Source organism: Burkholderia sp. BCC1977, assembly GCF_905339595.1.
GTDB lineage: Bacteria > Pseudomonadota > Gammaproteobacteria > Burkholderiales > Burkholderiaceae > Burkholderia.
Genome location: NZ_CAJPGQ010000020.1, coordinates 60,421 through 84,978 on the forward strand (window position 1 = coordinate 60,421; position 24,558 = coordinate 84,978).

Consider the following 24,558-nt stretch of genomic DNA (forward strand, 5'->3'; position numbering starts at 1 on the left):
GCGGCGCCGCATGCCGGCCGGCCGCGTGCCGCCGGCGAGCCGCCCTGCCCGCGTCGCCGTCCGACGCACATCCGCGCCGCTCCCCGTGAGCGGCGCTTATCCATTTGCCCGTCGAAATGTCTTCTGATCCGGCTGTCACCACCAGCCTGCGCCGCTCGCTGCTCCGGCGCCTCGCCGCGCCGCTGTCGATGCTCGCGCTGATGAGCGGCCTGATTGCCTACTGGCTCGCGTGGCAATACACGCAACACGTGATCGACCGCTCGCTCGCCGATCTCGCGACCGCCATCTCCAAACAGATCCAGATCGCCGGCCCCGACGCGCCGTTCACGGTGCCGCCGCTCGCGCAGGCGATGTTCTCCGATCCGGCCGAGGCGCTGATCTACCGGATCAGCGACGGCGAGCAGGAACTCGCCGGCGATCCGAAGCTGCCGCTGCGGGGCATCAACGTGCGCCGCATGCATCACGCGTACGTGTTCGAGGCCGAGTACGACAACCGCGCGGTGCGGGTCGCGCAGGTGCGCGTCGACGAAGTCGAGGGCGGCCGGCCGATGGTGGTCGAGGTCGCGCAGCCGGTGCGGCACCGCTACCGGATCGCGGCCGAATTCCTCGTCGCGATCATGATGCCGCTGCTGCTGCTGCTGCTCGCGGGCTGGGGCATCGTGTGGCGCGTCGTGAACCAGCAACTCGGCCCGCTGACCCATCTCGCCGATTCGCTGAACCGGCAGACCCACACGTCGCTGGAGCCGGTCGACGAAACCGACGTGCCGCTCGAGATCCGGCCGCTGACGAGCGCGATGAACGCGCTGCTCGGCCGCCTGAAGACCGCGCTCGACGCGCAGCGCAAGTTCATCGCCGACGCCGCGCACCAGTTGCGCACGCCGCTCACGGCCGTGAAGCTGCATGCCGAACAGGCCGCCGTCGCGCGCGACCCGCAGCAGACCTACGCCGCGGTGCGCGAACTGCGCGCGGCCGCCGACCGCGCGGTGCGGCTGTCGAACCAGCTGCTGTCGCTCGCGCGTGCGGAGCCCGGCGAACAGGCCGCGCGTTTCGTCGACGTCGACCTGGCCGCGATGGCGTTCGAGACGGGCGCCGAATGGGTGCCGCGCGCGCTCGCGTCGCATGTCGACCTCGGCTTCCAGCGCAGCGACGAACCCGGCGAGGACGAAACGCTGAACGTGCGCGGCAACCCCGTGCTGCTGCGCGAGGTGATCGCGAACCTGCTCGACAATGCGTTGAAATACGTGCCGCTCGCCCGGCCGGACGGGGCGCGGATCACGGTGAACGTCGCGCGCGGCGCGCTCGAGGACGGCCAGCCGGCCGCCGAGATCGTCGTCGAGGACAACGGCCCGGGCGTGCCGGCCAATCAGCAGGCCGACCTGTTCAAGCGCTTCTTCCGCGGCGATGCGCAAAGCGGCAACGGCGTCGAGACGGGCGCCGGGCTCGGGCTCGCGATCGTGCACGACATCATCGCGATGCACGGCGGCACGGTGTCGTACGAGGATGCATCGGAAGGCGGTTCGCGCTTCGTGGTGCGGGTGCCGCTCGCCAAGCGCACCGCGAAGCCGGCGAGCGAGACGCCGGCCGCCGCGCCGACGCACTGAGTCGCGCGCGGGCCGAGTATCAGGCGGAAAGGAGGGCTGAACGGCCGCGCGGCGGCCATCCGCTGGTGCAGCAGCCGCGCACGATGCGCGGCCGCGCCGGTCACTTCTTCTTTTTCCTGTCCTTCGAGCCGGACTCGGACTTGTCGTCCTTCTTGCTCTTCTTTTTCTTCTTGCCGTCGTCGTCCGGCGTGGCGAGCAGCGTGCCGCGACAGGCGGCCGCGCCGCAATGGCACGCGTATTCGCGCTTGAGCTTCTTCGTCAGCTTCTCGTCGATCACGAGGCCATAGTCGTAGAACAGCTCTTCTTCCGGCCCGATGTCGCGCAGCGCGTGGATGAACACGCGGCCCTTGATCTCCTCGGCCTCGCAGTTCGGCGCGCACGAATGGTTGATCCAGCGCGCGCTGTTGCCGTCGATCTTGCCGTCGATCACGCCGCCCTCTTCCAGTGCGAAGTAGAACGTATGGTTCGGCTCGTTCGGGTCGTGCGGATGGCGGCGCAGCGCTTCCTTCCACGAAATTCGCTCGCCCTTGTATTCCACTACGCGTTCGCCGGCCTTGATCGGCTCCACCGCGAACACGCCCTTGCCGTGTACTCCCGAGCGGCGCACCGCGATCCTGCGTGAACTCATCGAACGAATCCTTTGAAGACGACTTGAATGGAAGACGGCCGCGATCGCGGCCCTGCGTCGCGCAAAACGAAAACGCGGCACCGGTCGGTGCCGCGTCGGGGCATGCGGCGAATCACCCGCATCCTACACGTTCAAGATTGCTTCGCTCAACATCGCGCGCAATATTGCACGCATGACGCTCAGCGCTGGCCGAACGAGATGTCGCCGAACAACGCCTTGTGCTCGCGCGGTTGCGAACGCCAGTACTGCGGCGGCGCCGACACCTGCGCGCCAAGCTCGGCAGCCGCATGCCACGGCCAGCGCGGGTCGTACAGCATCGCGCGCGCCATCGCGACGAAATCGGCGTCGCCCGCCTCGATCAGCCGGTTCGCATGCGCGGGATCGTTGATGAGGCCGACCGCGATCGTCGGCATCCCGATCGCGCGCTTCACGGCCTGCGCGAACGGCACCTGGTAACCGGGCGACAGCGGAATCTGCTGCAGCGGCGACACGCCGCCGGACGACACGTCGATCCAGTCGCAGCCGCGCTGCTTCAGTTCGTGGGCGAACGCGATCGTGTCGTCGAGTTCCCAGCCACCCTCGACCCAGTCGGTCGCCGACACGCGCACGCCGACCGGCCGGTCCTCCGGAAACGCCGCGCGCACGATCTCGAAGATCTCGAGCGGAAAGCGCATCCGGTTTTCGCGCGAGCCGCCATATTCGTCGGTGCGCTGGTTCGCGAGCGGCGACAGGAACTGGTGCAGCAGGTAGCCGTGCGCCGCGTGCACTTCGAGCGCATCGATGCCGAGGCGCGCGGCACGTTTCGCGGTGGCCGCGAACGCCTCGCGGATCCGGTTCAGGCCGGCCGCGTCGAGCGCGAGCGGCGGCGTCTCGCCGTCCTTGTGCGGCAGCGCCGACGGCGCATGCGGCAGCCAGCCGCCATCGGCGACGGACACGAGCTGGCCGCCCTTCCACGGCACCTCGCTCGACGCCTTGCGCCCCGCGTGCGACAACTGCATCGCGACGCGGACCGGCGAATGCCTGCGGATCGACGCCAGCACGGGCTCGAGCGCTGCTTCGGTCACGTCGTCCCACAAGCCGAGGTCGCCGGCCGTGATGCGTCCTTCGGGTTCGACCGCGGTCGCCTCGATGCAGAGCAGGCCCGCGCCGGACAGCGCGAGATGGCCGAGGTGGATCATGTGCCAGTCGGTCGCCTCGCCGCGCTCGGCCGAGTACTGGCACATCGGGGAGATCACGATCCGGTTCGGAAGGGTCACGCCGCGCAGCGTGAACGGGGAAAACAGCGCAGTCATGGATGCCGCTCGCCAGGAAAGGGGAAGAGCGGACGAGCGTAGCATGCAGGCTCGAAGCCTGCTGGCGGCCGGTTCGGCAGTAAGCGGATGGTCAGGTAGCGCCGGCGCGCAGCCGGCAGCGATGCCGCGCGCACGCGGCGTGCAGCGGTGCGCCGGCCGCCCATGCCTGGGGGCCGGTCACGCGCGGTGCCGCTCGCTCGGGCTCAGATCCCGACGCTGTCGAGCCACTCCGCGAACATGCGTCGCGCGGCCGTCTCCAGCGTGGGACCGTGCTGCACGGTGTCGGCGCGCAACTGGCGCGCGTCGATGCCGGGCGTCGACGCGATTTCGCCGGCGTTGCCGATCAGCCAGGGTTCGAAGCGGTCGGCGCGGATTTCGGGATGGCATTGCAGCGCCAGCACGTGCTGCCCCCACGCGAACGCCTGGTGGCGGCATGCCGGTGTCGAGGCGAGATGGATCGCGCCGCCCGGCAGGTCGAACGTATCGCCGTGCCAGTGCAGCATCGAAGTCGCCGCACCGTCGAGATGGCGCAGCGGCGACGCGCGGCCCGCGTCGGTGAGCGTCAGCGGCGCCCAGCCGAGTTCCTTTTGGACCGCCGGATAGACGCGCGCACCGAGTGCGCGGGCAATGAACTGCGCCCCCAGGCAGATACCGAGGATCGGCAGTCCGGCGTCGATGCGCTGGCGCACGAGCGCCGCGAGCGGCGCGATCGACGGATACTGCGCGTCGTCGTACACGCTGAGCGGCCCGCCGAGCATCACGAGCAGCGACGGCTTGAGCGCGTCGAGCACCTCGACGCGCGACGCGCCGACGTCGACGTAGCGCACTCGCCGCCCGCGCTCCCCGAGCACCTGCTCGAGGCTGCCGAGATCCTCGAAATGCACGTGGCGGATCGCCACCACTTCAGCGTTCATCATCGGCCTCCCGGTCGATCGACGGACGTCAGCCGGCGAACACCTTCCAGGTCTTCTTTTGCGTCGCCGCGTCGGCTTCTTCCTGCACCGAACAGTCGAGACGCAGATCGCTGTCGGCCATCGACAGGTCGAGCGCCGCGCAGTAATGCACGGTCTTCTTCGACTGCTTGCCCGGCTGGAAATGCGCGCACGTCAGGCACATGCGCTGCGGCGGCGTCGCACCGGCCACCTGCAGTTCGCGCAGCGTCTTCAGCAGCGCGCGGTACAGTGCGCCCTGCTCGTCCGCGCCGAGCTTGCCGACCGCTTTCGTCAGGAATTCCGGCCATTGCAGCGCCTTCTTCGCCGCGGTACGGCCGCGGGCCGACAGGCGCACGGCGAGCGCACGGCCGTCGTCCAGTGCGCGACGCTTCTCGACGAGCCCCTTCGTCTCGAGCGTGCTGACCGCATCGCTGGTGGTCGCAGCCGTGAGCTGCGTCTCGCGCGCGATCTCGCCGAGCCGCATCGGGCCCTTGCGTTGCAGCAGCAGCACGAGGATCTCGCCCTGCGTCGGCGTAAGGCCCGCGCCTTCCGCCCAATCCCATGCCTGGCTTCGCATGGCCGTACTCAACCGCAGCAAGCTGTGGGTCACACGTCCCGAAGCCTGATTCCCGTAAACGCCTTCGCTCATAGTCTTTTCGCTTTGCCGCCGCCCGGATTGCCGAGCAGCCGTAGTGTGGAGATCGAATGTCTATCTCAAAACAGACGCTCGTTGCAGAGCGTCGACACGGCCGTCGCGAGGCACACGCGGCGGTCGCGTTCGCGGCGACCGGTGAGACACACGTCGTTCCGGTGTCCGCAAAGCCGACATTCTAAGCGAGAGCGGAAAATCGCACAGCTAAGTTATCCCCTTCAATCTGTGGAAAATCGTTGAATAACCGATTTTTTTCGTTGTGCCGGCAATCTCTGCCGACCCCACGGCGCAACGCGCAAACATTTTCCTGTTCGAATCGGCCATCGTGCCGATGGCACCGATCCACCGGGTTATCCATGCCGCAGAGCGTTGACTTTGAAGCGGAATATCAGGTTATCCACAGATTTTCAGGACGACTGGCGACGTCGTCCGCACGAATCGGTGCCGACCGGCATTCAGCGAATCGCCGCGCGGTCGAGCCCGTAATCTGCAAAACATTTTTTCATTCACGCCAGCGCAGGCACTGCTGGCGGACCGTCTCGTTCAGCGATTTTTCCTGTTTGAAAACGGTTCTCAACCACGATGCGTCGTTCACGCGCGCCTTCGCGAGCGCGCCGATCTCGTCAAGCGCGGCGCGCGAGCCAAGCGCGGCCGCATGCGGCGCGATCCGGTCGAGCGTATCGAGAATGTCTTCCGCGATCGTGCGGCGCTCACCTGTCTGAGGATTGACGCAAGTGCCCTCGAGCCCGAAGCGGCACGCCTCGAAACGGTTGAATGTGTAGACGAGATAGTCGTCCTCCGACAGCTTCAGCGGCCGGTCGGTCAGCAGGTAGCGCGCGAGCGTCTGGATGTAGCACGCGATCGCGGCCGCGCGGTCGACCGACAGCGGCGTGTCCATCACGCGCACCTCGATCGTCCCGTAGCCGGGCTTCGGCCGGATGTCCCAGTAAAAGTCCTTCATCGAGTTGACGACACCCGTGTTGACCATCTTCGTGAAGTACTCCTCGAAGCTGTCCCAGGTCAGCACGAACGGTGCGCGGCCCGACAGCGGGAACGCGAACACCGAATTCAGGCGCGCCGAATGGAAGCCGGTGTCGACGTTCTGCACGAACGGCGACGACGCGGACAGCGCGATGAAGTGCGGAATGAAGCGCGACATCGAGTGCAGCAGGAACAGCGCGCTGTCCGGATCGGGACAGCCGATGTGCACGTGCTGGCCGAACACGGTGAACTGCTTCGCGAGATAGCCGTACAGCTCGGAGATGTACTGGAAGCGCGGCGCATCGTAGATCTGCCGGTCGCTCCACTGCTGGAACGCGTGCGTCCCGCCGCCGCCCAGCCCGACGTTGAGCTGGTCGGCCGCCTTCACGAGCACGTCGCGGATCGCGTGCAGCTCGGAAACCGCCTGCTCGTGCGAATGGCAGATGCCGGTCGACAGCTCGATCATGCTCTCGGTGATTTCCGGCGTGATGTTGCCGGGGAAGGTCTCGCCCTGGATCAGGCGCATCAGGTCGGATGCCGCCTTGGTCAGGTCGTAGTTGTGCGTGTTGACGACCTGGATCTCCAGTTCGACGCCGAACGTGAACGGTTCGGAATTGACGAAGGTTTCGAGTGCCATGGCAGGTTCCGGAATCAGTTTCTGTCGCTGCGTTCGCTGACCGCCGACAGGCAGCGGTAGACGACGAACGGGCTGACGAGCTGCAGGATCACGATCGTGCACATCACGATCGCGCGCAGGTGCGGGTCGAAATTCGGATAGAGCTGGTAGGTGTCGTCGACGAGCAGGTACGACAGCGCGGACATCGGTGTCAGCGCGATGCCGAGCGCGACGCCCTGCTTCATCCCGAGCCCGCTCGGCTTCGCGAACGCGACGACGCCCGCAAGCTTGGCGGCGAGCCGCGTGACGATCAGCGCGATCGCGAGCAGGCCGCCGAGCGCGATGTCGCCCCACGTGAACGACGTGAGCGTCAGCACGAACAGGATCACCGTCAGCAGCCAGCCGGCCGTGCCGAAATGCTCGGGCCACAGCTGCGGCCGCGCCTCGAGGTTCTTCACGATGATGCCGGCGAGCAGCAGCGTGAGCAGCGTCGACAGCTTCAGCGCCTGCGCGACCGCGATCGCGAGCATCACGAGCCCGAACAGCGCGACGAACGAATGCTCGTCGCGCATCGTCGCGGTCATGTGACGGAACAGGTAGTTGCACGCCCGCGCGACCAGGTACGCGACGATGAACGAACCGACGATCAGGTAGACGGGTTGCAGGATCGTCGCGAAAACGTTCCCGTAGGCTTCCTGGTGAAGCCAGCTCGTGACGAGCTTGGTCAGCACGATCGCGTACACGCTGTTCAGCGCGGTCAGCGTGATGAGGCGCTGCGACACCTGCCCTTCCGCGCGCAGTTCGGTCTTGAGCTGGATCACCATCGACGGCGACGTCGCGATCGCGATCGCCGACAGCACGAGCGCGACCATGCCCGACACGCCGAGCGCGAGCATCACGAACAGCACGAGCACGAAGGTCAGCGTCGCCTCGGCGAGGCTCGATGCAATGAGCCACGGATTGCGGCGAATCCATTTCAGGTCGAGACGGCTGCCGAGCTCGAACAGCAGCAGGCCGAGCGCGACGTCGATCAGCAGCCGCGAGGTTTCGTCGGTGCTCGCGTCGATCACGCCGAATCCGAACGAACCGGCGACGAGACCGATCACCGCATAGCCGGTAATGCGCGGCAGCCGCCATGCGCGATAGCACAGCTCGCCACACAGCCCGGCCGCGAACAACGCGAGCCCGGCCCAGAACACGGCATCCGGCGCGAGCGGCCAGTTGGGCAGGAATGAGAACGCCGACTTCATCGTGGTGACTTCTCCTTTGGAAGCAATCGCCAGCGGCGCAGGGTCAAGCGTCGGAAGTGAGATGCGCGCCGGCCGGGTACTGCCCCGAATGTGATTGTTGTGGTCGACGACGGCGGGACATGGGATCCGCCTCTTCCGCCATCCGGCGGAACTGTCGTTCAGGCTGCCGATCTGGATTGTCGGCCTGGTGTGTGAACGGACTGCGCAGTCTCGAAGATTCAGATTCGAAATCGAGCCGACCGTTCCATTGAAGCATGTCCGGCGCTTGGCCGAACGAACGCGAAGGAAACCGATTGTGCCACAGCTTTTTCGCTCCGGAACCGATTGAATCGACTCGCGGCGCTGTGAGGCACCCTCGGTCTTTGGTTTCAATGGTTTACTTGTATATATATGTAGTAGAAGTTAACAAGGCGCGCACAGTTCTGTGGATAACTTCGGTTTACGCAGCAAGATCAAGGTGTTGGCGCGGCCATAACCCGTTGCACAGGCTGTTTGCTCACAGAGGTTTGAGTTGAGCAACTTTCGGGGCGCTTCACAGCTGTGCCGAGTTGCCCAGTTTACGTCCACTGTGATTGCACACGAAGTGCGTGCGGATTCCGCGCGGTTATCCACAGCGTCGCGTGGATAACCTTGCACGGAAAAATCGAAGAACTGTGAGGATTCGGCTGACGAGATCAGCCGATCTGGCGGCCGCGCAGCGCGCGGATCAGGAACCGGGCCGGGTCGACGGCATCGGCGAGTTCGCGCTCGAGCGGCAACGGCTCGCCTTCGAGTTGCGACGCGATCAGTTCGGCGCCGAGCGCCGCCCACACCAGGCCGCGGGAGCCGTAGCCGAATGCGCCGTAGAGGCCCGCGGTGCGCGGCAGGTCGCGCGCCTTCGCACCGCTCAGCGCGCGCGCGTTCGCGACGGCCTGCGCTTCGTCGGCGAGCGGGCCGATCACGGGCACTCGGTCGGCGACGACCCAGCGAAACGCGACGCGCCCGCGCAGCGTATCGACGTCCGGCAACTCGCCGATCAGGCCGGGCAGCAGATGCCGGACACGCTCGATATTCTCGATATGTCCGGCGGTGCGCATCGCCGGATCGAGGTCGTCGGGTTCGAACGTCGCGCCGATCAGCAGCGTGCCGTCGTCGAGCGGCACCGCGTAGCCGTCGCCGATCGCCGGGCACGGCAGCGGCGACGTGCTGCCGGGCGGCAGCAGCGTGAGCTGGCCGCGCACCGGTTGCAGCGCGACATGCCGCAGGCCCGCGAGACGCACCGCGTCGCCCGCGTTGGCGAGCACGACGACCGGCGCTTCGGCGAGCGTCGCGCCTGCCGCGTCGACGGCGCACCACGTGTCGCCATCACGCTCGAGTCGCGCGACTTCCGTGCCGGCCAGCAGTGTCACGCGTTCACCGGCCGCCGCGACTTGTGCGGCGCAGAGCCCGGCCGGCGATACGGCACCGCCGTGCGGAAACAGCAGGCCGCCATGTGCGACCGGCAGGTTCAGATGCGCGCGGGCGGCGTCGGTGTCGAGCAGCGACACATAGTCGGACGGTGCGCCGAGCGCGTCGAACGCATCGCGCATCCGCACGAAATCGTCGGCCGATTCCGCGAGATGGATCATCCCGCGCGTGCTGCGCGCGAACGCATGGCCCGCATTCTCGAGTGCGCGCCAGCGTGCGAGCGCATGCAGGAAACCGCTGCGCGTGAGGCGGCTCGCGACGTTGTCGTCGCGCGTCATCAGCGGATGGAATACCCCGGCCGGATTGCCCGATGCGTCGCTCGCGATCCGCGCGTGCCGCTCGATCAGCGTGACGTGCCAGCCGCGTGCGGCGAGCCGTTCGACGACCGCGCAGCCGGCCAGGCCCGCGCCGATCACGATTGCGTCGCGCGCGGCCACCGGCAATGCGCGAGGCGGTTCGTGCCGGCGCATCCGCCAGCGCGGCGCATATTCGCCGACACGCAGTGCGGGTTCGCCTGCGCAATCGTCGACATTGCGACTCGTGAAACCCGTTTCCTCGAGCGTTTGTTTCACGGCATCGTCGTGCGAATGCGTCGCATAGGTCGCGCCTTCGCCGGCGAGGCGCGCGAGTGCACGCGTCACGTCGGCCGACAGCAAATCGCCGTACGCGGCGGACACGACGTTGCCGAGATAGAACGCATCGGCGCGCGCGACGAGCCGTTGCAGCATGTCACGCGCATCGCCGAATGCAAGCGTGAGCACCACGCGCCCTGCGTCGAATTCGAGCCGATGCAGGCCGGGCACAAGCATCGGCCACGCGTCGATCAGCGCATCGGCAATTTCCGATATGGTTGTGTTAGCAACTATATCGGAAGCGATGCGGCGCAGGTCCTCGCGCGAGAACGGATGCGGTTCGACCGCGACGAAATGCAGCCGCTCGCAGCGCGCGGGATCGTCGCGCCACGCGGCCCACGTCGCGAGAAAATGGCCGCCCGTGCCGAATCCCGTCTCGACGATAGTGAACGTGCGGCGGCCCTGCCAGCGGGCCGGCAGCCCGTTGCCGGCGAGCATCCGGTTCGCGTGCGCGCGTGCGCGCGACGCGTCGCGAGGGAGTTCGCCGTACTCGGGCGAGACGAGAATGCCGTCGTCGCGGCGGACGAGCGTGGCGGGAACGAGTCGGTCGGGCATGCGAAACAAAAAACGTGGCAGCCAAGCCAGGCAAGGGATTGCGCGGAGGCGTCCGGCGGGCCGTTGGCAAAAACCAACGGGGTTGCGCGGCAGCGGACCCGGCTGCGTATCCTGTCCGGTTGGCGCAGGTCAAAAAACGGGCAATCGACGATTCATTCGGCGAAATACCGATGAAAATCTTTGAAACCCTTGTCGTTATTGGGTTTGCGCTGCGCTATCATAGCAACGCCGTACCGCGGGGTGGCCGCCGGCAAGCCGGACGGCACGTCGCGCGGGCCAGGATTCGGCGCTGTGTCGTCGGAGTCTGTCTCTCGACGGCACGGTTCGCGCACGTATAATCGGCGCGTTCGCGCTGTTCGTGTCAAACCTAACCTGAAAAAGGAACCTTAATGAACAAACAGGAACTGATCGACGCCGTCGCCGCCCAAACGGGCGCCAGCAAGGCTCAAACCGGCGAAACGCTGGACACGCTGCTCGAAGTCATCAAGAAGGCCGTGTCGAAGGGTGATGCGGTTCAGCTGATCGGCTTCGGCAGCTTCGGTTCGGGCAAGCGCGCAGCACGTACGGGCCGCAACCCGAAGACCGGCGAAACCATCAAGATCCCGGCAGCCAAGACGGTCAAGTTCACGGCTGGCAAGGCGTTCAAGGACGCCGTCAACAAGCGTTAATCCAGCGCCTGTTCCAGGAAAAAAACCCGCCTTTCGGCGGGTTTTTTGTTGGGCGCGCGCGGCATTTTCGCCACAGTTCGCGCCACTCTTGCAAGATTTAACGGTTAGCTTTCGCAGGCCGTTTTTACCGCGGTTTACCGCGTATTACGCGTGCACGATCTGCGTGTCGCCGGGATCTTCGTCGTCGTGCGCATCGACATCCCACACCGGGAACGGATCGTCGAACGCGGTCCATTGCGTCGCACCGAGCGCGAATTCCGCATCGGTGAGCAGGCATGCGTCGAGTTTCGCGCGCCATGCGTCGGCATCGAGCCCGATACCGATCAGCACGAGTTCCTGACGGCGATCGCCGACCGAACGGTCGTCGAGGTCACCCTGCCACTCCGTGCGAATTTCGGCGAGCAGCTCGTCGTCGTCCGGCCATTCCGCGCGATCCTGCGCGGCCCACCAGAGCCCTGCCGGGCCATGCCGGCATACGCCGCCCGCCTGCGACAGCGAACCCGCGATGTCGTTGCGCGTCGCGAGCCAGAAGAAGCCCTTGCTGCGCAGTACGCCCGGCCACTCCTGATGCAGCAGCGCCCAGAGCCGCGCCGGATGAAACGGCCGGCGCGCGCGGTACACGAAATTGCCGATACCGAATTCGTCGGCTTCGCCATGCACGTGCGCGTGATGCGGATCGTGACACTCGGGATCGTCGCAATGCGTGTGATCGTGATCGAGCGACGCGAGCCAGCCCGGCGCGTTCGCGGCTTCATCGAAATCGAAGCGGCCGGTGTTCAGCACTTCGCCGAGCGGCACGTTGCCGAACGTCGACACGACCTGGTGCGCGCGCGGGTTGAGCCGCGCGAGGATGTGCTGCAGGCGCGCGAGTTCTTCCGCGCCGACGAGGTCGGTCTTGTTGATCACCAGCACGTCGCAGAATTCGATCTGCTCGATCAGCAGCTCGACGAGCGTGCGATCGTCTTCGTCCGATGCGGCGATGCCGCGCGTCGCGAGCGCGTCGTCGGAACCGTAGTCGCGCAGGAAATTGTAGGCGTCGACCACGGTGACGAGCGTGTCGAGGCGCGCGACGCTCGACAGCGATGCGCCGTCGTCGTCGACGAACGTGAAGGTTTCCGCGATCGGCATCGGCTCCGCGATGCCGGTCGATTCGATCACGATCGCGTCGAAGCGGCCGTCCGCCGCGAGATTGCGGATCTCGACGAGCAGGTCGTCGCGCAGCGTGCAGCAGATGCAGCCGTTCGACATCTCGATGAGGCGTTCCTCGACATGCGACAGCGCCTGCGCATCGCGCACGAGCGATGCGTCGATGTTGACCGCCGCGAGATCGTTGACGATCACGGCGACTTTCAGGCCCGCGCGGTTCGCGAGGATGTGATTGAGCAGCGTGGTCTTGCCGGCGCCGAGGAAACCGGACAGCACGGTGACGGGCAACGGCTGGTTCATTGCCGGATTCATAACGATTTGCACCAACGGAAAAGATGAGAAAGCGGCCGCGGCGCCCTGGCGGGGCGCGATCGGCCCGGGGCCGGTCGAAACCGCGGCGTGAGCCCGCATTGTGCATCAAACGCGCGCCGGCCGAGCGGCATGGCGTCAGTCCGCGCCGCGGCGCCGCGTCACTGCTCGGGCGGCAGCAGCTTCCACTGCGCCAGGATCCCGGCGATCTGCCGCGCGTACTTGTCGCGCAGCGACGGCGTTTCGGAATGATAGGCGCCGACGGCCTGCCAGGTGTTGCCGTAGCGATTCATCTTCTGGCGCAGGTGCCACGCGGCGATGTAGACGTTCTTGCACGGCTGCATCAGCGTGTCGCGGCCGATGCCGTAGCGCGACAGCGTCGGCAGGTGGATCGAGTTGATCTGCATCAGGCCGTAGTCGACCGAGCCGTTCGTATTCTTGTTCAGCGCGTCGGGCCGGTTGCGCGACTCCTGCCACGCGATCGCGCGCAGGATCAACGGATTGACCTTCTGGTACCGGGCGGCCTCGTCGAAACAATCCGCGCGAGCGTTTCCGCAGGCGAACCACACGCCGGCGGCGATCCACGCGATCGAAGCGAACCGTCTGTTCATGGTGCGGAAACGAAAAGGGAATGACGCAAAGATCGGGAAAACCCGTGTCTGTTATTCGTGCGACTTGAAACGCGCCGACCGTATCATACCGGCAGTCCGTGAGATGGCGACATGCAAAAGACGGCAGCCCGGTTATACCGCATTTCCGTGTCGATTCATCGCAAAACGGCGGCGATGGCCGTCATGCCGGGGCGGCGCCGAAATCTTACATATCGCATACGGTGCGTCGGATACATGTCGTATGTGAGACAGTCCTCGGATCAATGTGATATTTCGGACATGAAAAACTGCTAATGTCGCCTCTTTAGGACTTGGATCCCAGCACTACCGCCGGAAGTGGCCTGAGCCGGCATCGACCCATTCATCCATGACAAGAAATCGCTTCGTTATGCGGCGCGTCGCGACGACCCTGATCGTCGCCGGCATCATCGTCTCGCAGGCCGCCTACGCTCAGGTCACGCTCAATTTCGTGAATGCGGATATCGACCAGGTCGCCAAGGCGATCGGCGCCGCAACCGGCAAGACCATCATCGTCGACCCCCGCGTGAAGGGGCAGCTCAATCTCGTGGCCGAACGGCCGGTGCCGGAAGACCAGGCGCTGAAGACGCTGCAGTCGGCGCTGCGCATGCAGGGCTTCGCGCTCGTGCAGGATCACGGCGTGCTGAAGGTCGTGCCGGAGGCCGACGCGAAGCTGCAGGGCGTGCCGACCTATGTCGGCAATGCGCCGCAGGCGCGCGGCGACCAGATCATCACGCAGGTGTTCGAACTGCATAACGAATCGGCGAACAACCTGCTGCCGGTGCTGCGGCCGCTGATCTCGCCGAACAACACGGTCACCGCCTACCCGGCGAACAACACGATCGTCGTCACCGACTACGCGGACAACGTGCGCCGCATCGCGCAGATCATCTCGGGCGTCGACAGCGCCGCCGGCGCGCAGGTCCAGGTCGTGCCGCTGCGCAACGCGAACGCGATCGACCTTGCCGCGCAACTGCAGAAGATGCTCGACCCCGGTGCGATCGGCAACAGCGACGCGACGCTGAAGGTGTCGGTCACGGCCGATCCGCGCACCAACTCGCTGATGCTGCGCGCCTCGAGCGCCTCGCGCCTCGCGGCCGCGAAGCGCCTCGTGCAGCAGCTCGACGCGCCGAGCGCGGTGCCCGGCAACATGCACGTCGTGCCGCTGCGCAACGCCGACGCGGTGAAGCTCGCGAAGACGCTGCGCGGGATGCTCGGCAAGAGCGGCAGCGACAGCGGTTCGTCGGCGTCGTCCAACGATGCGAACAGCTTCAACCAGAGCGGCGGCTCGTCGTCGAGCGGCAACTTCTCGACCGGCACGTCGGGCACCCCGCCGCTGCCGTCGGGCGGCCTGGGCGGTTCGTCGTCCTCGTCGTCGTACGGCGGCTCGTCCGGCAGCGGCGGCCTGGGTTCGGCCGGCCTGCTCGGCGGCGACAAGGACAAGAGCGACGACAATCAGCCGGGCGGGATGATCCAGGCCGACGCGGCGACCAACTCGCTGATCATCACCGCGTCCGATCCGGTCTACCGGAACCTGCGCTCGGTGATCGACCAGCTCGACGCGCGGCGCGCGCAGGTCTACATCGAAGCGCTGATCGTCGAGCTGAACTCGACGACGCAGGGCAACCTCGGGATCCAGTGGCAGGTGGCGAGCGGCCAGTTCCTCGGCGGCACGAACCTGGCGGCCACGGCCGGCAGCGTGGCGGGCAACAGCATCATCAACCTGACGACGGGCGGCACGGCCGCCACCACCGGGCTGGCCGCCAATCTCTCGTCGCTCAACCAGGGCCTCAACATCGGCTGGCTGCACAACATGTTCGGCGTGCAGGGGCTCGGTGCGCTGCTGCAGTACTTCTCGGGCGTGAGCGACGCGAACGTGCTGTCGACGCCGAACCTGATCACGCTCGACAACGAGGAAGCGAAGATCGTCGTCGGCCAGAACGTGCCGATCGCGACCGGGTCGTATTCGAACCTGACGAGCGGCACGACGAGCAACGCATTCAATACCTACGATCGTCGCGACGTCGGCCTGACGCTGCACGTGAAGCCGCAGATCACCGACGGCGGGATCCTGAAGCTGCAGTTGTATACGGAGGATTCGGCGGTCGTCAGCAGCACCACGAACGCGCAGACCGGCCCGACCTTCACGAAGCGCTCGATCCAGTCGACGATCCTGGCCGACAACGGCGAGATCATCGTGCTCGGCGGCCTGATGCAGGACAACTACCAGGTGTCGAACAGCAAGGTTCCGCTGCTCGGCGACATCCCGTGGATCGGCCAGCTGTTCCGTTCGGAATCGAAGCAGCGCCAGAAGACCAACCTGATGGTGTTCCTGCGCCCGGTGATCATCTCCGATCGCAGTACCGCGCAGGAAGTCACGGCCAACCGCTACGACTACATCCAGGGCGTGACGGGCGCGTACAAGTCGGACAACAACGTGATCCGCGACAAGGACGACCCGGTCGTCCCGCCGATGCCGCTCGGCCCGAGCCAGGGCGGCACGCCCGCCGGGAACCTGTTCGATCTCGACAAGATGCGTCGCCAGCAGCTGCAGCGCCAGGTCGCGCCCGTTCCCGCGCCGGCCCCGGTGCCCGCGCCTGAACCGGTGCAGCCGCAGAGCGTGCCGCAGCAGTCGGTGCCGCAACAACCGCTGACCGCCACGCCGGGAGCCTCGCAGTGAGCGACGTGCTCGCGTCCTCGCCCCAGGACGGCGCGCCCGGCGAGCGCCAGCCGCCGTCGCCGCTGGCCGCGCGCCTGTTGCCGTACGGCTTCGCGAAGAGCGGCCAGGTGCTGATCGCGCACCAGCTCGACGACACGCTCGAGGTGTGGATCAGCGAACGCACGAACGATGCGGCGCTCGCCGAAATCGCGCGCAACTTCGGCTCGATCTCCGTGCATCGCGTGCCGGCCGACGAGCTCGCGCAGGCGATCAACCAGGCCTACGCGCGCCAGGACGGCAGTGCGGCGCAGATCGTCGGCGAGGTCGAAGGCGAAGTCGACCTGTCGCGGCTGATGCAGGACATCCCCGAAGTCGAGGATCTGCTCGAATCGGAAGACGACGCGCCGATCATCCGGATGATCAACGCGCTGCTCACGCAAGCGGCGCGCGAACAGGCGTCGGACATTCACATCGAGCCGTTCGAGAATGCATCGGTCGTGCGGTTCCGCGTCGACGGCACGCTGCGCGACGTCGTGCGTCCGAAGAAGGCGCTGCACGGCGCGCTGATCTCGCGGATCAAGATCATGGCGCAGCTCGACATCGCCGAGAAACGCCTGCCGCAGGACGGCCGCATCACGCTGCGCGTCGGCGGCCGGCCGGTCGACGTGCGCGTGTCGACGCTGCCGACCGGGCACGGCGAGCGTGCGGTGCTGCGTCTGCTGGAAAAGGATGCGCAGCGCCTGAATCTCGAAGCGCTCGGGATGGGCCGCGACACGCTCGTCCAGTTCGACAAGCTGATCGCCCGCCCGCACGGGATCGTGCTGGTCACGGGGCCGACCGGTTCGGGCAAGACGACGACGCTGTATGCGTCGATGTCGCGGCTCGAAACGGCGACGACCAACATCATGACCGTCGAGGACCCGATCGAATACGACCTGTCCGGCATCGGCCAGACGCAGGTGAACGAGCGGATCGGGATGACCTTTGCCCGTGCGCTGCGTTCGATCCTGCGCCAGGACCCGGACGTGATCATGATCGGCGAAATCCGCGATCTCGAAACCGCGCAGATCGCGGTGCAGGCATCGCTGACGGGCCACCTCGTGCTCGCGACGCTGCACACCAACGACGCGGCATCGGCCGTCACGCGTCTGACCGACATGGGCGTCGAGCCGTACCTGCTCGCGTCGTCGCTGCTCGGCGTGCTCGCGCAGCGGCTGGTGCGCCAGCTGTGCCCGGTCTGCAAGGAAGAGCGGCACGAGGAAGGCCGCACCGTGTGGCATCCGGTCGGCTGCGACAAGTGCGGGCATTCGGGCTACACGGGCCGCCGCGGCGTGTACGAACTGCTGGTGGTCGACGATTCGATCCGCACGCTGATCCACCGCAACGCGGCCGATGCGGAGATTCTCGCCGCGGGCCGTGCGGAAGGGATGCGCACGCTGCGCGACGACGCCGAGCGCTGGCTCGCGGCCGGTGCGACGTCGCTCGAGGAAGTGCTGCGCGTGACGGGAGGCGCATAGCGCGATGTCGGCATTCCGTTTCGAAGCAATCGATTCGGCGGGACGCGCGCAGAAGGGCGTGATCGATGCCGACAGCGCGCGTGCCGCGCGCGGCCAGCTGCGCACGCAGGGGCTCACGCCGCTCGTCGTCGAGCCGGCCGCCAGCGCGAGCCGCGGCGCGCGCTCGCAGCGCCTCGCGTTCGGCCGCAAGCTGTCGCAGCGCGAGCAGGCGATCCTCACGCGCCAGCTCGCGAGCCTGCTGATCGCGGGGCTGCCGCTCGACGAGGCGCTCGGCGTGCTGACCGAGCAGGCCGAGCGCGACTACATCCGCGAACTGATGGCCGCGATCCGCGCGGAAGTGCTCGGCGGCCATTCGCTCGCGAATGCGCTGGGCCAGCATCCGCGCGACTTCCCGGAAATCTACCGCGCGCTCGTCGCGGCGGGCGAGCACACCGGCAAGCTCGGCATCGTGCTGTCGCGCCTCGCCGACTACATCGAGCAGAGCAACGCGCTGAAGCAGAAGATCCTGCTCGCGTTCACGTATCCCGGGATCGTCACGCTGATCGCGTTCGGCATCGTCACGTTCCTGCTGAGCTACGTCGTGCCGCAGGTCGTCAACGTGTTCGCGAGCACCAAGCAGCAGTTGCCGATCCTCACGGTCGTGATGATGGCGCTGTCGGATTTCGTGCGGCACTGGTGGTGGGCGATCCTGATCGCGGTCGCGCTCGTGGTGTGGTTCGTGAAGGCGACGTTGTCACGCGACGGGCCCAGGCTCGCGTTCGACCGCTGGGTGCTGACCGCGCCGCTCGCGGGCAAGCTCGTGCGCGGCTACAACACGGTGCGCTTCGCGAGCACGCTCGGGATCCTGACCGCGGCCGGCGTGCCGATCCTGCGCGCGCTGCAGGCGGCCGGCGAGACGCTGTCGAACCGCGCGATGCGCGCGAACATCGACGATGCGATCGTGCGCGTGCGCGAAGGCTCCGCGCTGTCGCGCGCGCTGAACAACGTGAAGACGTTTCCGCCGGTGCTCGTGCACCTGATCCGTTCCGGCGAAGCGACGGGCGACGTGACGACGATGCTCGACCGTGCGGCGGAAGGCGAGGCGCGCGAGCTCGAACGGCGCACGATGTTCCTGACGAGCCTGCTCGAGCCGCTGCTGATCCTGGCGATGGGCGGCATCGTGCTCGTGATCGTGCTGGCCGTGATGCTGCCGATCATCGAGCTGAACAACATGGTGCAGTGACGGCCTGACCGCCGGTCAGGCCAGCGCCGTTCAACGCATGTAGATCGCGGGGGACGGCGTGTTGGCAGGGAGCTGGATTTCGGCGCGGGCGCCGTTGCGGTCGACGATGATCGAGCGGCTGCGGACTTCGGCGAGCTTCGCGCCGGGCGTGACCTCCGCGCCGAGCGACACGGCACGCGGCGGTTCGCCGCCGATGCCGACGATCGCGGCGCTGCCGTGATCGAGCGCGAGAATGCCGAACAGATGGATGTCCTGCACGGGATTCTTGTCGAGTTGTCCGCCGAAGAGCGCGGCGGCGTCCTCGGTGCGGATCGGCAACCGCGCGGCGGCGGCGGGCAGCGGCGCTTCGCGGGCCGACAGCGTGACGACCCAGAAGGTGGCCGTCGCGCACAAACCCGCGAAGAGGGCTAGGGAGAGGATCCGGATCGAGAGCGCGTTCATGCGCGCTATTGTACGGATGTATGTGAAATTTGCGTTGGGTGAAAGCCCTCGGCAATGCGCGCCTTACAATGCGTGCTCCGCGCCCGGGGAAACGGAAGCTGGCCGTCAGGCAAACGTCCGGAATACGCCGGGTGCGTCACTCAATCGACGATATTTTTTGGAAAGAGGTAGTCAGTCATGCAAACGTGGATCACTCGCCGTAATGCGGCCGTGCGCCGTCAGCGCGGTTTCACGCTGATCGAGATCATGGTGGTGGTCGCGATCCTCGGGATCCTGGCGGCACTGATCGTGCCGAAGATCATGAGCCGTCCCGACGAGGCGCGCCGCATCGCCGCGAAGCAGGACATCGGCACGATCATGCAGGCGCTCAAGCTGTACCGTCTCGACAACGGCCGCTATCCGTCCCAGGAGCAGGGCCTGAATTCGCTGATCCAGAAGCCGACCACCGATCCGATCCCGAACAACTGGAAGGACGGCGGCTACCTCGAGCGCCTGCCGAACGATCCGTGGGGCAACGGGTACAAGTACCTGAATCCGGGCGTGCACGGCGAGATCGACGTGTTCAGCTACGGTGCCGACGGCAAGGAAGGCGGCGAAAGCAACGACACCGACATCGGTTCGTGGCAGTAAGCCTGCGCTGATCGGCCCGACGCTCTCCCCGTTCTTCACTTCATGCCCGCCCTTCGCACGCCCTTGCGCTCCGCTCGCGCTCGCCGCGATGCCCGCGCCGGCCGCGTGCGTCGCAGCGCGGCCGTGACCGCGGCACCCGCGCGTGTCCGCGGCTTCACGCTGCTCGAGATGCTGGTCGTGCTGGTGATCGCGGGCCTGCTGGTGTCGCTCGCGTCGCTGTCGCTGACGCGCAATCCGCGCACCGACCTGCGCGAGGAAGCGCAGCGCATCGCCCTGCTGTTCGAGTCGGCCGGCGACGAAGCGCAGGTGCGCGCGCGGCCGATCGCGTGGCAGCCGACCGCGCACGGCTTCCGTTTCGACGTGAGCTCGCCCGACGGCTGGCGCACGCTGCGCGACGACCTGCTGCGCCCGCGCGACTGGGACGGTGGCGTCACGGGCGCCGATATCGACTACCCGGGATCCGACACGCGCGCGAGCCGCGTCGTGTTCGGCACCGAAAGCATCGACACGCCGGTGCGCGTGACGCTGCATTCGGCGGCCGGCAGCGCGACGATCGTCGGCACCGGCAACGGCCGCTACGAGGTGCAATGACGATGCGTCGTCGCCTGCCCTTCCCGGCTTCTTCCTCGCGTCCCCCCAGGGGACTTCCTTCGGGGCGCGGCTTCACGATGATCGAGGTGCTGGTCGCGCTCGCGATCATCGCGGTCGCGCTCGCCGCGTCGATCCGCGCGGTCGGCACGATGGCGACCAACGCATCCGATCTCCATCGCCGGCTGCTCGCAGGCTGGAGTGCCGACAACGCGCTCGCGCAGCTGCGCCTCACGCATGCATGGCCGGAGGTCGGCGAGCAGAGCTTCGACTGTTCGCAAGGCAACGTGCAGCTGGTCTGCACGCAGCGCGTGAGCACGACGCCGAACCCGGTGTTCCGGCGCGTGCAGATGTCGGTGAGCATGCCTGAGCATGCCGGCGTGCTCGCGCAAATGGTGACGGTGGTCGCGAATGAAACCAGCCGTCCGCTCTGACGCGCCGATGCGGCGCCGGCCCCTGCGCGCCGTCGGCGCGCGCCGCGTGCGAGGCTTCACGCTGATCGAACTGATGATCGCGATCGCGATCCTCGCGGTGGTCGCGATCCTGTCGTGGCGCGGGCTCGACCAGATCATGCGCGGCCGCGACAAGGTCGCGTCCGCGATGGAAGACGAGCGCGTGTTCGCGCAGATGTTCGACCAGATGCGCATCGACGCGCGGCTCGCCGCGACCGACGACGAAGCCGGCCAGCCGGCGATCGGCGTCGCCGGCAACACGCTGCAGATCGTCCGCGAACTCGACGTGCCGGGTGCCGCGCCGCGGCTGCAGGTGGTCCGCTACCGGATCGCCGGCGGGCGCGTCGTGCGCTATGCGTCGCCGCCGCTCGACGACGCGAACCGCCTGCGCGACGTGCTGAAGGACAGCAGCGTCGACGGCTGGAGCTGGGTCGCGCTGATGGGCGGCGTCGGTGCGATCGACGCGAAGCTGTACGTGCCGCGCGTCGGCTGGACCACCAACCTGCAGACGGCCAACGACGCGCTGTCGCAGAACAACGATGCGCTGAAGGTGCCGCAGATCGGCAACGCGCCGCCGTCGCGCGCGGTGACGGGGCTGCAGGTGAGCATCGGCGCGACGTCGCTGCGCGTGCCCGTCACGCGCATCTTCCTCGTCGGGGAATGACGATGCGCGCGCGCCCTCACCGCTTCCGGCTCGCCGTCCGTGACACCGCACGCGCCCATACACGCGCACGCCGCGAGCGCGGCGCGGCGATCATCACCGCGCTGCTCGTCGTCGCGCTGTCGGCGATCCTCGTGTCGGGGATGCTGTGGCGCCAGCAGGTGCAGATTCGCCGCATCGAGAACCAGCGCGTGATCGCGCAGGCGCAGTGGGTCGCGCGCGGCGCGCTCGACTGGACGCGCATGATCCTGCGCTCCGAAGGCGACACGGCGCCCGGCATCACCTATCTCGGCGGGATCTGGGCCGTGCCGATCGCGAAGACCAAGCTGTCGGATTTCCTCGGCCGGATCGGTGCGCCGAACGACAACGGCGGCGAAGACACCTACCTCTCCGGATCGATCGAGGACGCGCAGGCGAAGTACAACCTGCGCAACCTCGTGTCGTCGCCGGCGCCCGGCGTGCTGCAGCTCAACGTGACGCAGCTCCAGGCGTTCCAGCGGCTGTTGACGACGCTCGGCTACGACGGCGCGTTCGCGAAGCGGATCGCGCTGCAGATGCGCGCGGGCCTGATGCACTCCGCGACGCGTTTCCAGACGCCGACGCTGCCCGGCGCCGGTACGGCCGCGACCGCGCCGGTGCCCGGCGGCGACATGGCCGGCAACTTCACCGACGAACCGGGGATGTCCGACAGCGACCGCGGGCCCGCGCCGCTCGTGATGACCGGCGTCGACAGCCTGCTCGACGTCGACGGCGTGACGCCCGAGATGGTCGCGCGGCTGCGCCCGTTCGTCACCGTGCTGCCGACCACGACGCCAGTGAACATGAACACCGCGCCGGCCGAGGTGATCGCGGCGCTGGTGCCGGGGATGAGCGTGTCGTCCGCGCAGGCGCTGGTGTCGCGTCGCGAGACCGTGTTTTTCCGCAACGTCGGCGACGTGCAGCTCGCGCTGCGCGGCGCCGGCGCGCCGAACGTGACGATCGACTCGAGCCTCGTCGACGTCAATTCGAGTTACTTCATCGTGCATGGCCGGATTCAGCACGATCGCGCGGAGGTCGATCGCACCTCGCTCGTGTATCGTGATCCGACCACGCACTCGACGCGGGTCGTGCGCATCCGCGACCAGCTATAACGACGCCATTCGGGAGAGGAGCTCTTGAGCACGCTGATTGTTTCTTTGCCGCCGCGCGAGCCGGCCGTGCCGTTGCAGGAATGGCAGTGGCCCGAGCTGCCGTTCACGCTCGTGGACAAGGCCGGCCAGGTGCAGCGCGCGGGCCGCGCCGCGCTCGCGCTGCTGCCGCGCGCGAACGCGACGGTGCTGATCGTCGCCGCGCGCGACGTGCTGCTGCTGGCCGCGACCGTGCCGCCGCTCAAGGGGCCGAAGCTGCGCCAGGCGTTGCCGAACATCGTCGAGGATCAGCTGATCCAGGATCCGCTGGGCTGCCATATCGCGCTCGATCCGGTCGCGCTGCCCGACGGCCGCCGGGTGCTGGCCGTCGTCGATCGCGCGTGGTTCCGCACGATCTGCGACGCGTTTACCGCAGCCGGCCACCGGCACCTGAGCGCGGTGCCCGCGACGCGCTGCCTGCCCGCGCCGCGCGCGCCGGCGGCGGAAGCTGCGCCGGATGCGCCGGATGCGCCTGCCGACGGTGAGGCCACGCAAGCTGAAGCGATCACGGATGCGGCTGAGCCGCACGCGCGCCCGACCGCAGTGGCCGCGGTGCTCGGCCTCGCGGCGACGGTCGAGCCGGTGCTGGTGGAAGCCGGCGCGCAGCTGGCGGCGGCCGGTGCGCCGCGGCTCGAACTCGCGGTCGCGCGCGGCGCGCTCGGCGAAGGTTTCGCGGCACCCGCGTCGCGCGCAGCCGGCACGCTGACCGCGCTCGCGGGCGGCGGCGACGTCGAGCTGTACGAACTCGGCGAACCGGGCGCGGAGCCGCGCCTCGCGTCGGTCGGACGCGCCGACGGCCCGCTGCTGCCGGGCGCGCAACCGCTGTCGTTCGACGCGTTCGCACGGCGTGCGCTGACCGAGCGCTTCGATCTGTGCCAGTTCGAATTCGAATCGCAGCCGTGGCGCTTCGACCGCGCGACGGTGAAGCGCCTGCGCGTGCCGATCGCACTCGTCGCGGCCACGCTCGCCGTCGCGGTGATCGGGATGAACCTGCACTGGTGGAAGCTGTCGCGCGAGCGTGACGCGCTGTCCGCGCAGATCACCGAGACGCTGCTGTCCGCATTCCCGAAGACGACCACGGTACTCGATCCGCCCGCGCAGATGCAGCGTCAGCTCGACCAGCTGCGCCTCGCGGCGGGCGAGCTGTCGCCGAACGATTTCCTCGCGTTGTCGAGCGGGCTGTCGCGTTCGATGGGCGCGCTGCCGCTGAACGGCATCGCGTCGCTCGATTATCACGACCGGCGGCTCGACGTCGGCTTCAAGCCGGAGGTCAAGGTCGATCCCGATTTCCCGCAGCGTCTCGCGCGCAACGGGCTGTCCGGCGAAGTCGACAGCAGCACCGGCAAATGGACGATCCGGAGCCGCTCATGAAGACCGAACAACTGAACCAGACGCTGGCCCAGTTCTGGGGCGAGCGCACGCCGCGCGAACGGACGCTGCTCGGCTGGGGCGGCGCCGTGCTGGCCGTGGCGATCGCGTATTCGGTGCTGTGGTCGCCCGCGCAGGAAGGCCGCGCGCGAATCCGCCACGCGCTGCCGACGATGCGCCAGGAGCTCGCGCAGATGACCGCGCAGGCCAACGAGGCGAAGTCTCTGACGGCCGCCGCGCAAGGCGTCGCGCCGACCGGCCTCGCGCTGAAGGACGCGCTCGCCGCGTCGCTGTCCGATCACGGGCTGCAGGGCGCGCAGGCGCAGGTCGTCGGCAACGGCGTGCAGATCCAGATGAAGAACGTGCCGTTCCCGGTGTGGACGCAGTGGCTCGACGACGCGCGCCGGCAGTTCAAGGTGCAGGTCGGCGAAGCGCACGTGACCGCGCTGAAGGAAGACGGCCAGGTCGACCTGACGGCCGTGATGCAACCCTCGACGCAGAAATGACGCAGTGGATG

At 67.7% G+C, this 24,558-nt stretch carries 22 protein-coding genes; 12 read left to right on the forward strand and 10 right to left on the reverse strand.

Annotated elements, in window-relative coordinates; translation table 11 throughout:
* The first annotated feature begins 116 nt into the window (after nucleotides 1–116).
* Nucleotides 117–1,601, forward strand: coding sequence for a sensor histidine kinase (locus U5771_RS18085; RefSeq protein ID WP_322025236.1), 1,485 nt, complete (start codon nucleotides 117–119; stop codon nucleotides 1,599–1,601).
* Nucleotides 1,602–1,701: 100 nt separating this feature from the next.
* Here U5771_RS18085 and U5771_RS18090 read toward each other — a convergent pair whose 3' ends face one another.
* The 7 genes from U5771_RS18090 to mnmC form a co-directional block, all read right to left on the reverse strand.
* Nucleotides 1,702–2,229 (reverse strand): SET domain-containing protein, encoded by a 528-nt coding sequence (locus U5771_RS18090; protein WP_322025237.1) that lies wholly within the window; start codon nucleotides 2,227–2,229, stop codon nucleotides 1,702–1,704.
* A gap of 179 nt (nucleotides 2,230–2,408) precedes the next feature.
* Complete coding sequence (locus U5771_RS18095; protein WP_322025238.1) at nucleotides 2,409–3,521, reverse strand: NADH:flavin oxidoreductase/NADH oxidase; 1,113 nt, start codon at nucleotides 3,519–3,521, stop codon at nucleotides 2,409–2,411.
* Between the two features lie 203 nt (nucleotides 3,522–3,724).
* On the reverse strand, nucleotides 3,725–4,435 hold the full coding sequence (locus tag U5771_RS18100; protein ID WP_322025288.1) for a glutamine amidotransferase: 711 nt from the start codon (nucleotides 4,433–4,435) through the stop codon (nucleotides 3,725–3,727).
* A 28-nt stretch (nucleotides 4,436–4,463) separates the two neighbouring features.
* On the reverse strand, nucleotides 4,464–5,102 hold the full coding sequence (locus tag U5771_RS18105; protein ID WP_124663924.1) for a MarR family winged helix-turn-helix transcriptional regulator: 639 nt from the start codon (nucleotides 5,100–5,102) through the stop codon (nucleotides 4,464–4,466).
* 505 nt (nucleotides 5,103–5,607) lie between these two features.
* The gene (locus U5771_RS18110; RefSeq protein ID WP_096506738.1) at nucleotides 5,608–6,723 is read right to left on the reverse strand and encodes a YbdK family carboxylate-amine ligase; all 1,116 of its coding nucleotides are present in this window, start codon (nucleotides 6,721–6,723) and stop codon (nucleotides 5,608–5,610) included.
* A gap of 14 nt (nucleotides 6,724–6,737) precedes the next feature.
* On the reverse strand, nucleotides 6,738–7,952 hold the full coding sequence (locus tag U5771_RS18115) for a cation:proton antiporter (RefSeq protein ID WP_322025239.1): 1,215 nt from the start codon (nucleotides 7,950–7,952) through the stop codon (nucleotides 6,738–6,740).
* 674 nt (nucleotides 7,953–8,626) lie between these two features.
* Complete coding sequence (mnmC, locus tag U5771_RS18120; protein WP_322025240.1) at nucleotides 8,627–10,585, reverse strand: bifunctional tRNA (5-methylaminomethyl-2-thiouridine)(34)-methyltransferase MnmD/FAD-dependent 5-carboxymethylaminomethyl-2-thiouridine(34) oxidoreductase MnmC; 1,959 nt, start codon at nucleotides 10,583–10,585, stop codon at nucleotides 8,627–8,629.
* Between the two features lie 389 nt (nucleotides 10,586–10,974).
* Between mnmC and U5771_RS18125 the strand changes: the two genes are divergently transcribed.
* Nucleotides 10,975–11,253: an HU family DNA-binding protein gene (locus tag U5771_RS18125; RefSeq protein ID WP_006401505.1), complete on the forward strand. Its 279-nt coding sequence runs from the start codon at nucleotides 10,975–10,977 to the stop codon at nucleotides 11,251–11,253.
* Between the two features lie 144 nt (nucleotides 11,254–11,397).
* Here the strand turns inward: U5771_RS18125 and U5771_RS18130 are convergent, their stop codons facing one another.
* Both U5771_RS18130 and U5771_RS18135 read right to left on the reverse strand, forming a co-directional pair.
* The gene (locus U5771_RS18130; protein ID WP_322025241.1) at nucleotides 11,398–12,711 is read right to left on the reverse strand and encodes a GTP-binding protein; all 1,314 of its coding nucleotides are present in this window, start codon (nucleotides 12,709–12,711) and stop codon (nucleotides 11,398–11,400) included.
* Between the two features lie 158 nt (nucleotides 12,712–12,869).
* A complete protein-coding gene (locus U5771_RS18135) occupies nucleotides 12,870–13,319 on the reverse strand; it encodes a lytic transglycosylase domain-containing protein (protein ID WP_322025242.1) in 450 nt (149 codons plus the stop codon).
* 367 nt (nucleotides 13,320–13,686) lie between these two features.
* On the opposite strand from U5771_RS18135, the gene gspD reads away from it, so the two are divergent.
* The 3 genes from gspD to gspF are packed head-to-tail and all read left to right on the forward strand — an operon-like array spanning nucleotide 13,687 to nucleotide 18,735.
* Complete coding sequence (gspD, locus tag U5771_RS18140; RefSeq protein WP_322025243.1) at nucleotides 13,687–16,017, forward strand: type II secretion system secretin GspD; 2,331 nt, start codon at nucleotides 13,687–13,689, stop codon at nucleotides 16,015–16,017.
* Nucleotides 16,014–17,513 (forward strand): type II secretion system ATPase GspE, encoded by a 1,500-nt coding sequence (gene gspE / locus U5771_RS18145; protein WP_415859415.1) that lies wholly within the window; start codon nucleotides 16,014–16,016, stop codon nucleotides 17,511–17,513. Before gspD ends, gspE begins: the two co-directional genes overlap by 4 nt.
* A gap of 4 nt (nucleotides 17,514–17,517) precedes the next feature.
* On the forward strand, nucleotides 17,518–18,735 hold the full coding sequence (gspF, locus tag U5771_RS18150; protein ID WP_322025244.1) for a type II secretion system inner membrane protein GspF: 1,218 nt from the start codon (nucleotides 17,518–17,520) through the stop codon (nucleotides 18,733–18,735).
* A gap of 30 nt (nucleotides 18,736–18,765) precedes the next feature.
* Here gspF and U5771_RS18155 read toward each other — a convergent pair whose 3' ends face one another.
* A complete protein-coding gene (locus U5771_RS18155) occupies nucleotides 18,766–19,176 on the reverse strand; it encodes a hypothetical protein (RefSeq protein WP_322025245.1) in 411 nt (136 codons plus the stop codon).
* Nucleotides 19,177–19,353: 177 nt separating this feature from the next.
* Here U5771_RS18155 and gspG point away from each other — a divergent pair, with 177 nt between their 5' ends.
* Genes gspG through U5771_RS18190 form a run of 7 tightly spaced genes read left to right on the forward strand, consistent with a single transcriptional unit; the run spans nucleotide 19,354 to nucleotide 24,547 of the window.
* On the forward strand, nucleotides 19,354–19,806 hold the full coding sequence (gene gspG, locus U5771_RS18160) for a type II secretion system major pseudopilin GspG (protein ID WP_322025246.1): 453 nt from the start codon (nucleotides 19,354–19,356) through the stop codon (nucleotides 19,804–19,806).
* A 42-nt stretch (nucleotides 19,807–19,848) separates the two neighbouring features.
* Complete coding sequence (locus U5771_RS18165) at nucleotides 19,849–20,397, forward strand: GspH/FimT family pseudopilin (protein ID WP_322025247.1); 549 nt, start codon at nucleotides 19,849–19,851, stop codon at nucleotides 20,395–20,397.
* Nucleotides 20,394–20,828: a type II secretion system minor pseudopilin GspI gene (gene gspI, locus U5771_RS18170; protein WP_322025248.1), complete on the forward strand. Its 435-nt coding sequence runs from the start codon at nucleotides 20,394–20,396 to the stop codon at nucleotides 20,826–20,828. The genes U5771_RS18165 and gspI overlap by 4 nt, the downstream gene beginning before the upstream one ends.
* A complete protein-coding gene (locus U5771_RS18175) occupies nucleotides 20,806–21,510 on the forward strand; it encodes a type II secretion system protein J (RefSeq protein WP_322025249.1) in 705 nt (234 codons plus the stop codon). The genes gspI and U5771_RS18175 overlap by 23 nt, the downstream gene beginning before the upstream one ends.
* 2 nt (nucleotides 21,511–21,512) lie before the next feature.
* The gene (gene gspK, locus U5771_RS18180) at nucleotides 21,513–22,637 is read left to right on the forward strand and encodes a type II secretion system minor pseudopilin GspK (protein ID WP_322025250.1); all 1,125 of its coding nucleotides are present in this window, start codon (nucleotides 21,513–21,515) and stop codon (nucleotides 22,635–22,637) included.
* Between the two features lie 24 nt (nucleotides 22,638–22,661).
* A complete protein-coding gene (gene gspL / locus U5771_RS18185; RefSeq protein ID WP_322025251.1) occupies nucleotides 22,662–24,044 on the forward strand; it encodes a type II secretion system protein GspL in 1,383 nt (460 codons plus the stop codon).
* Nucleotides 24,041–24,547 carry a type II secretion system protein M gene (locus tag U5771_RS18190; RefSeq protein ID WP_322025252.1) on the forward strand — a complete coding sequence of 169 codons (507 nt, stop codon included), beginning with the start codon at nucleotides 24,041–24,043 and terminating at the stop codon, nucleotides 24,545–24,547. The genes gspL and U5771_RS18190 overlap by 4 nt, the downstream gene beginning before the upstream one ends.
* The last annotated feature ends 11 nt before the right edge of the window (nucleotides 24,548–24,558 follow it).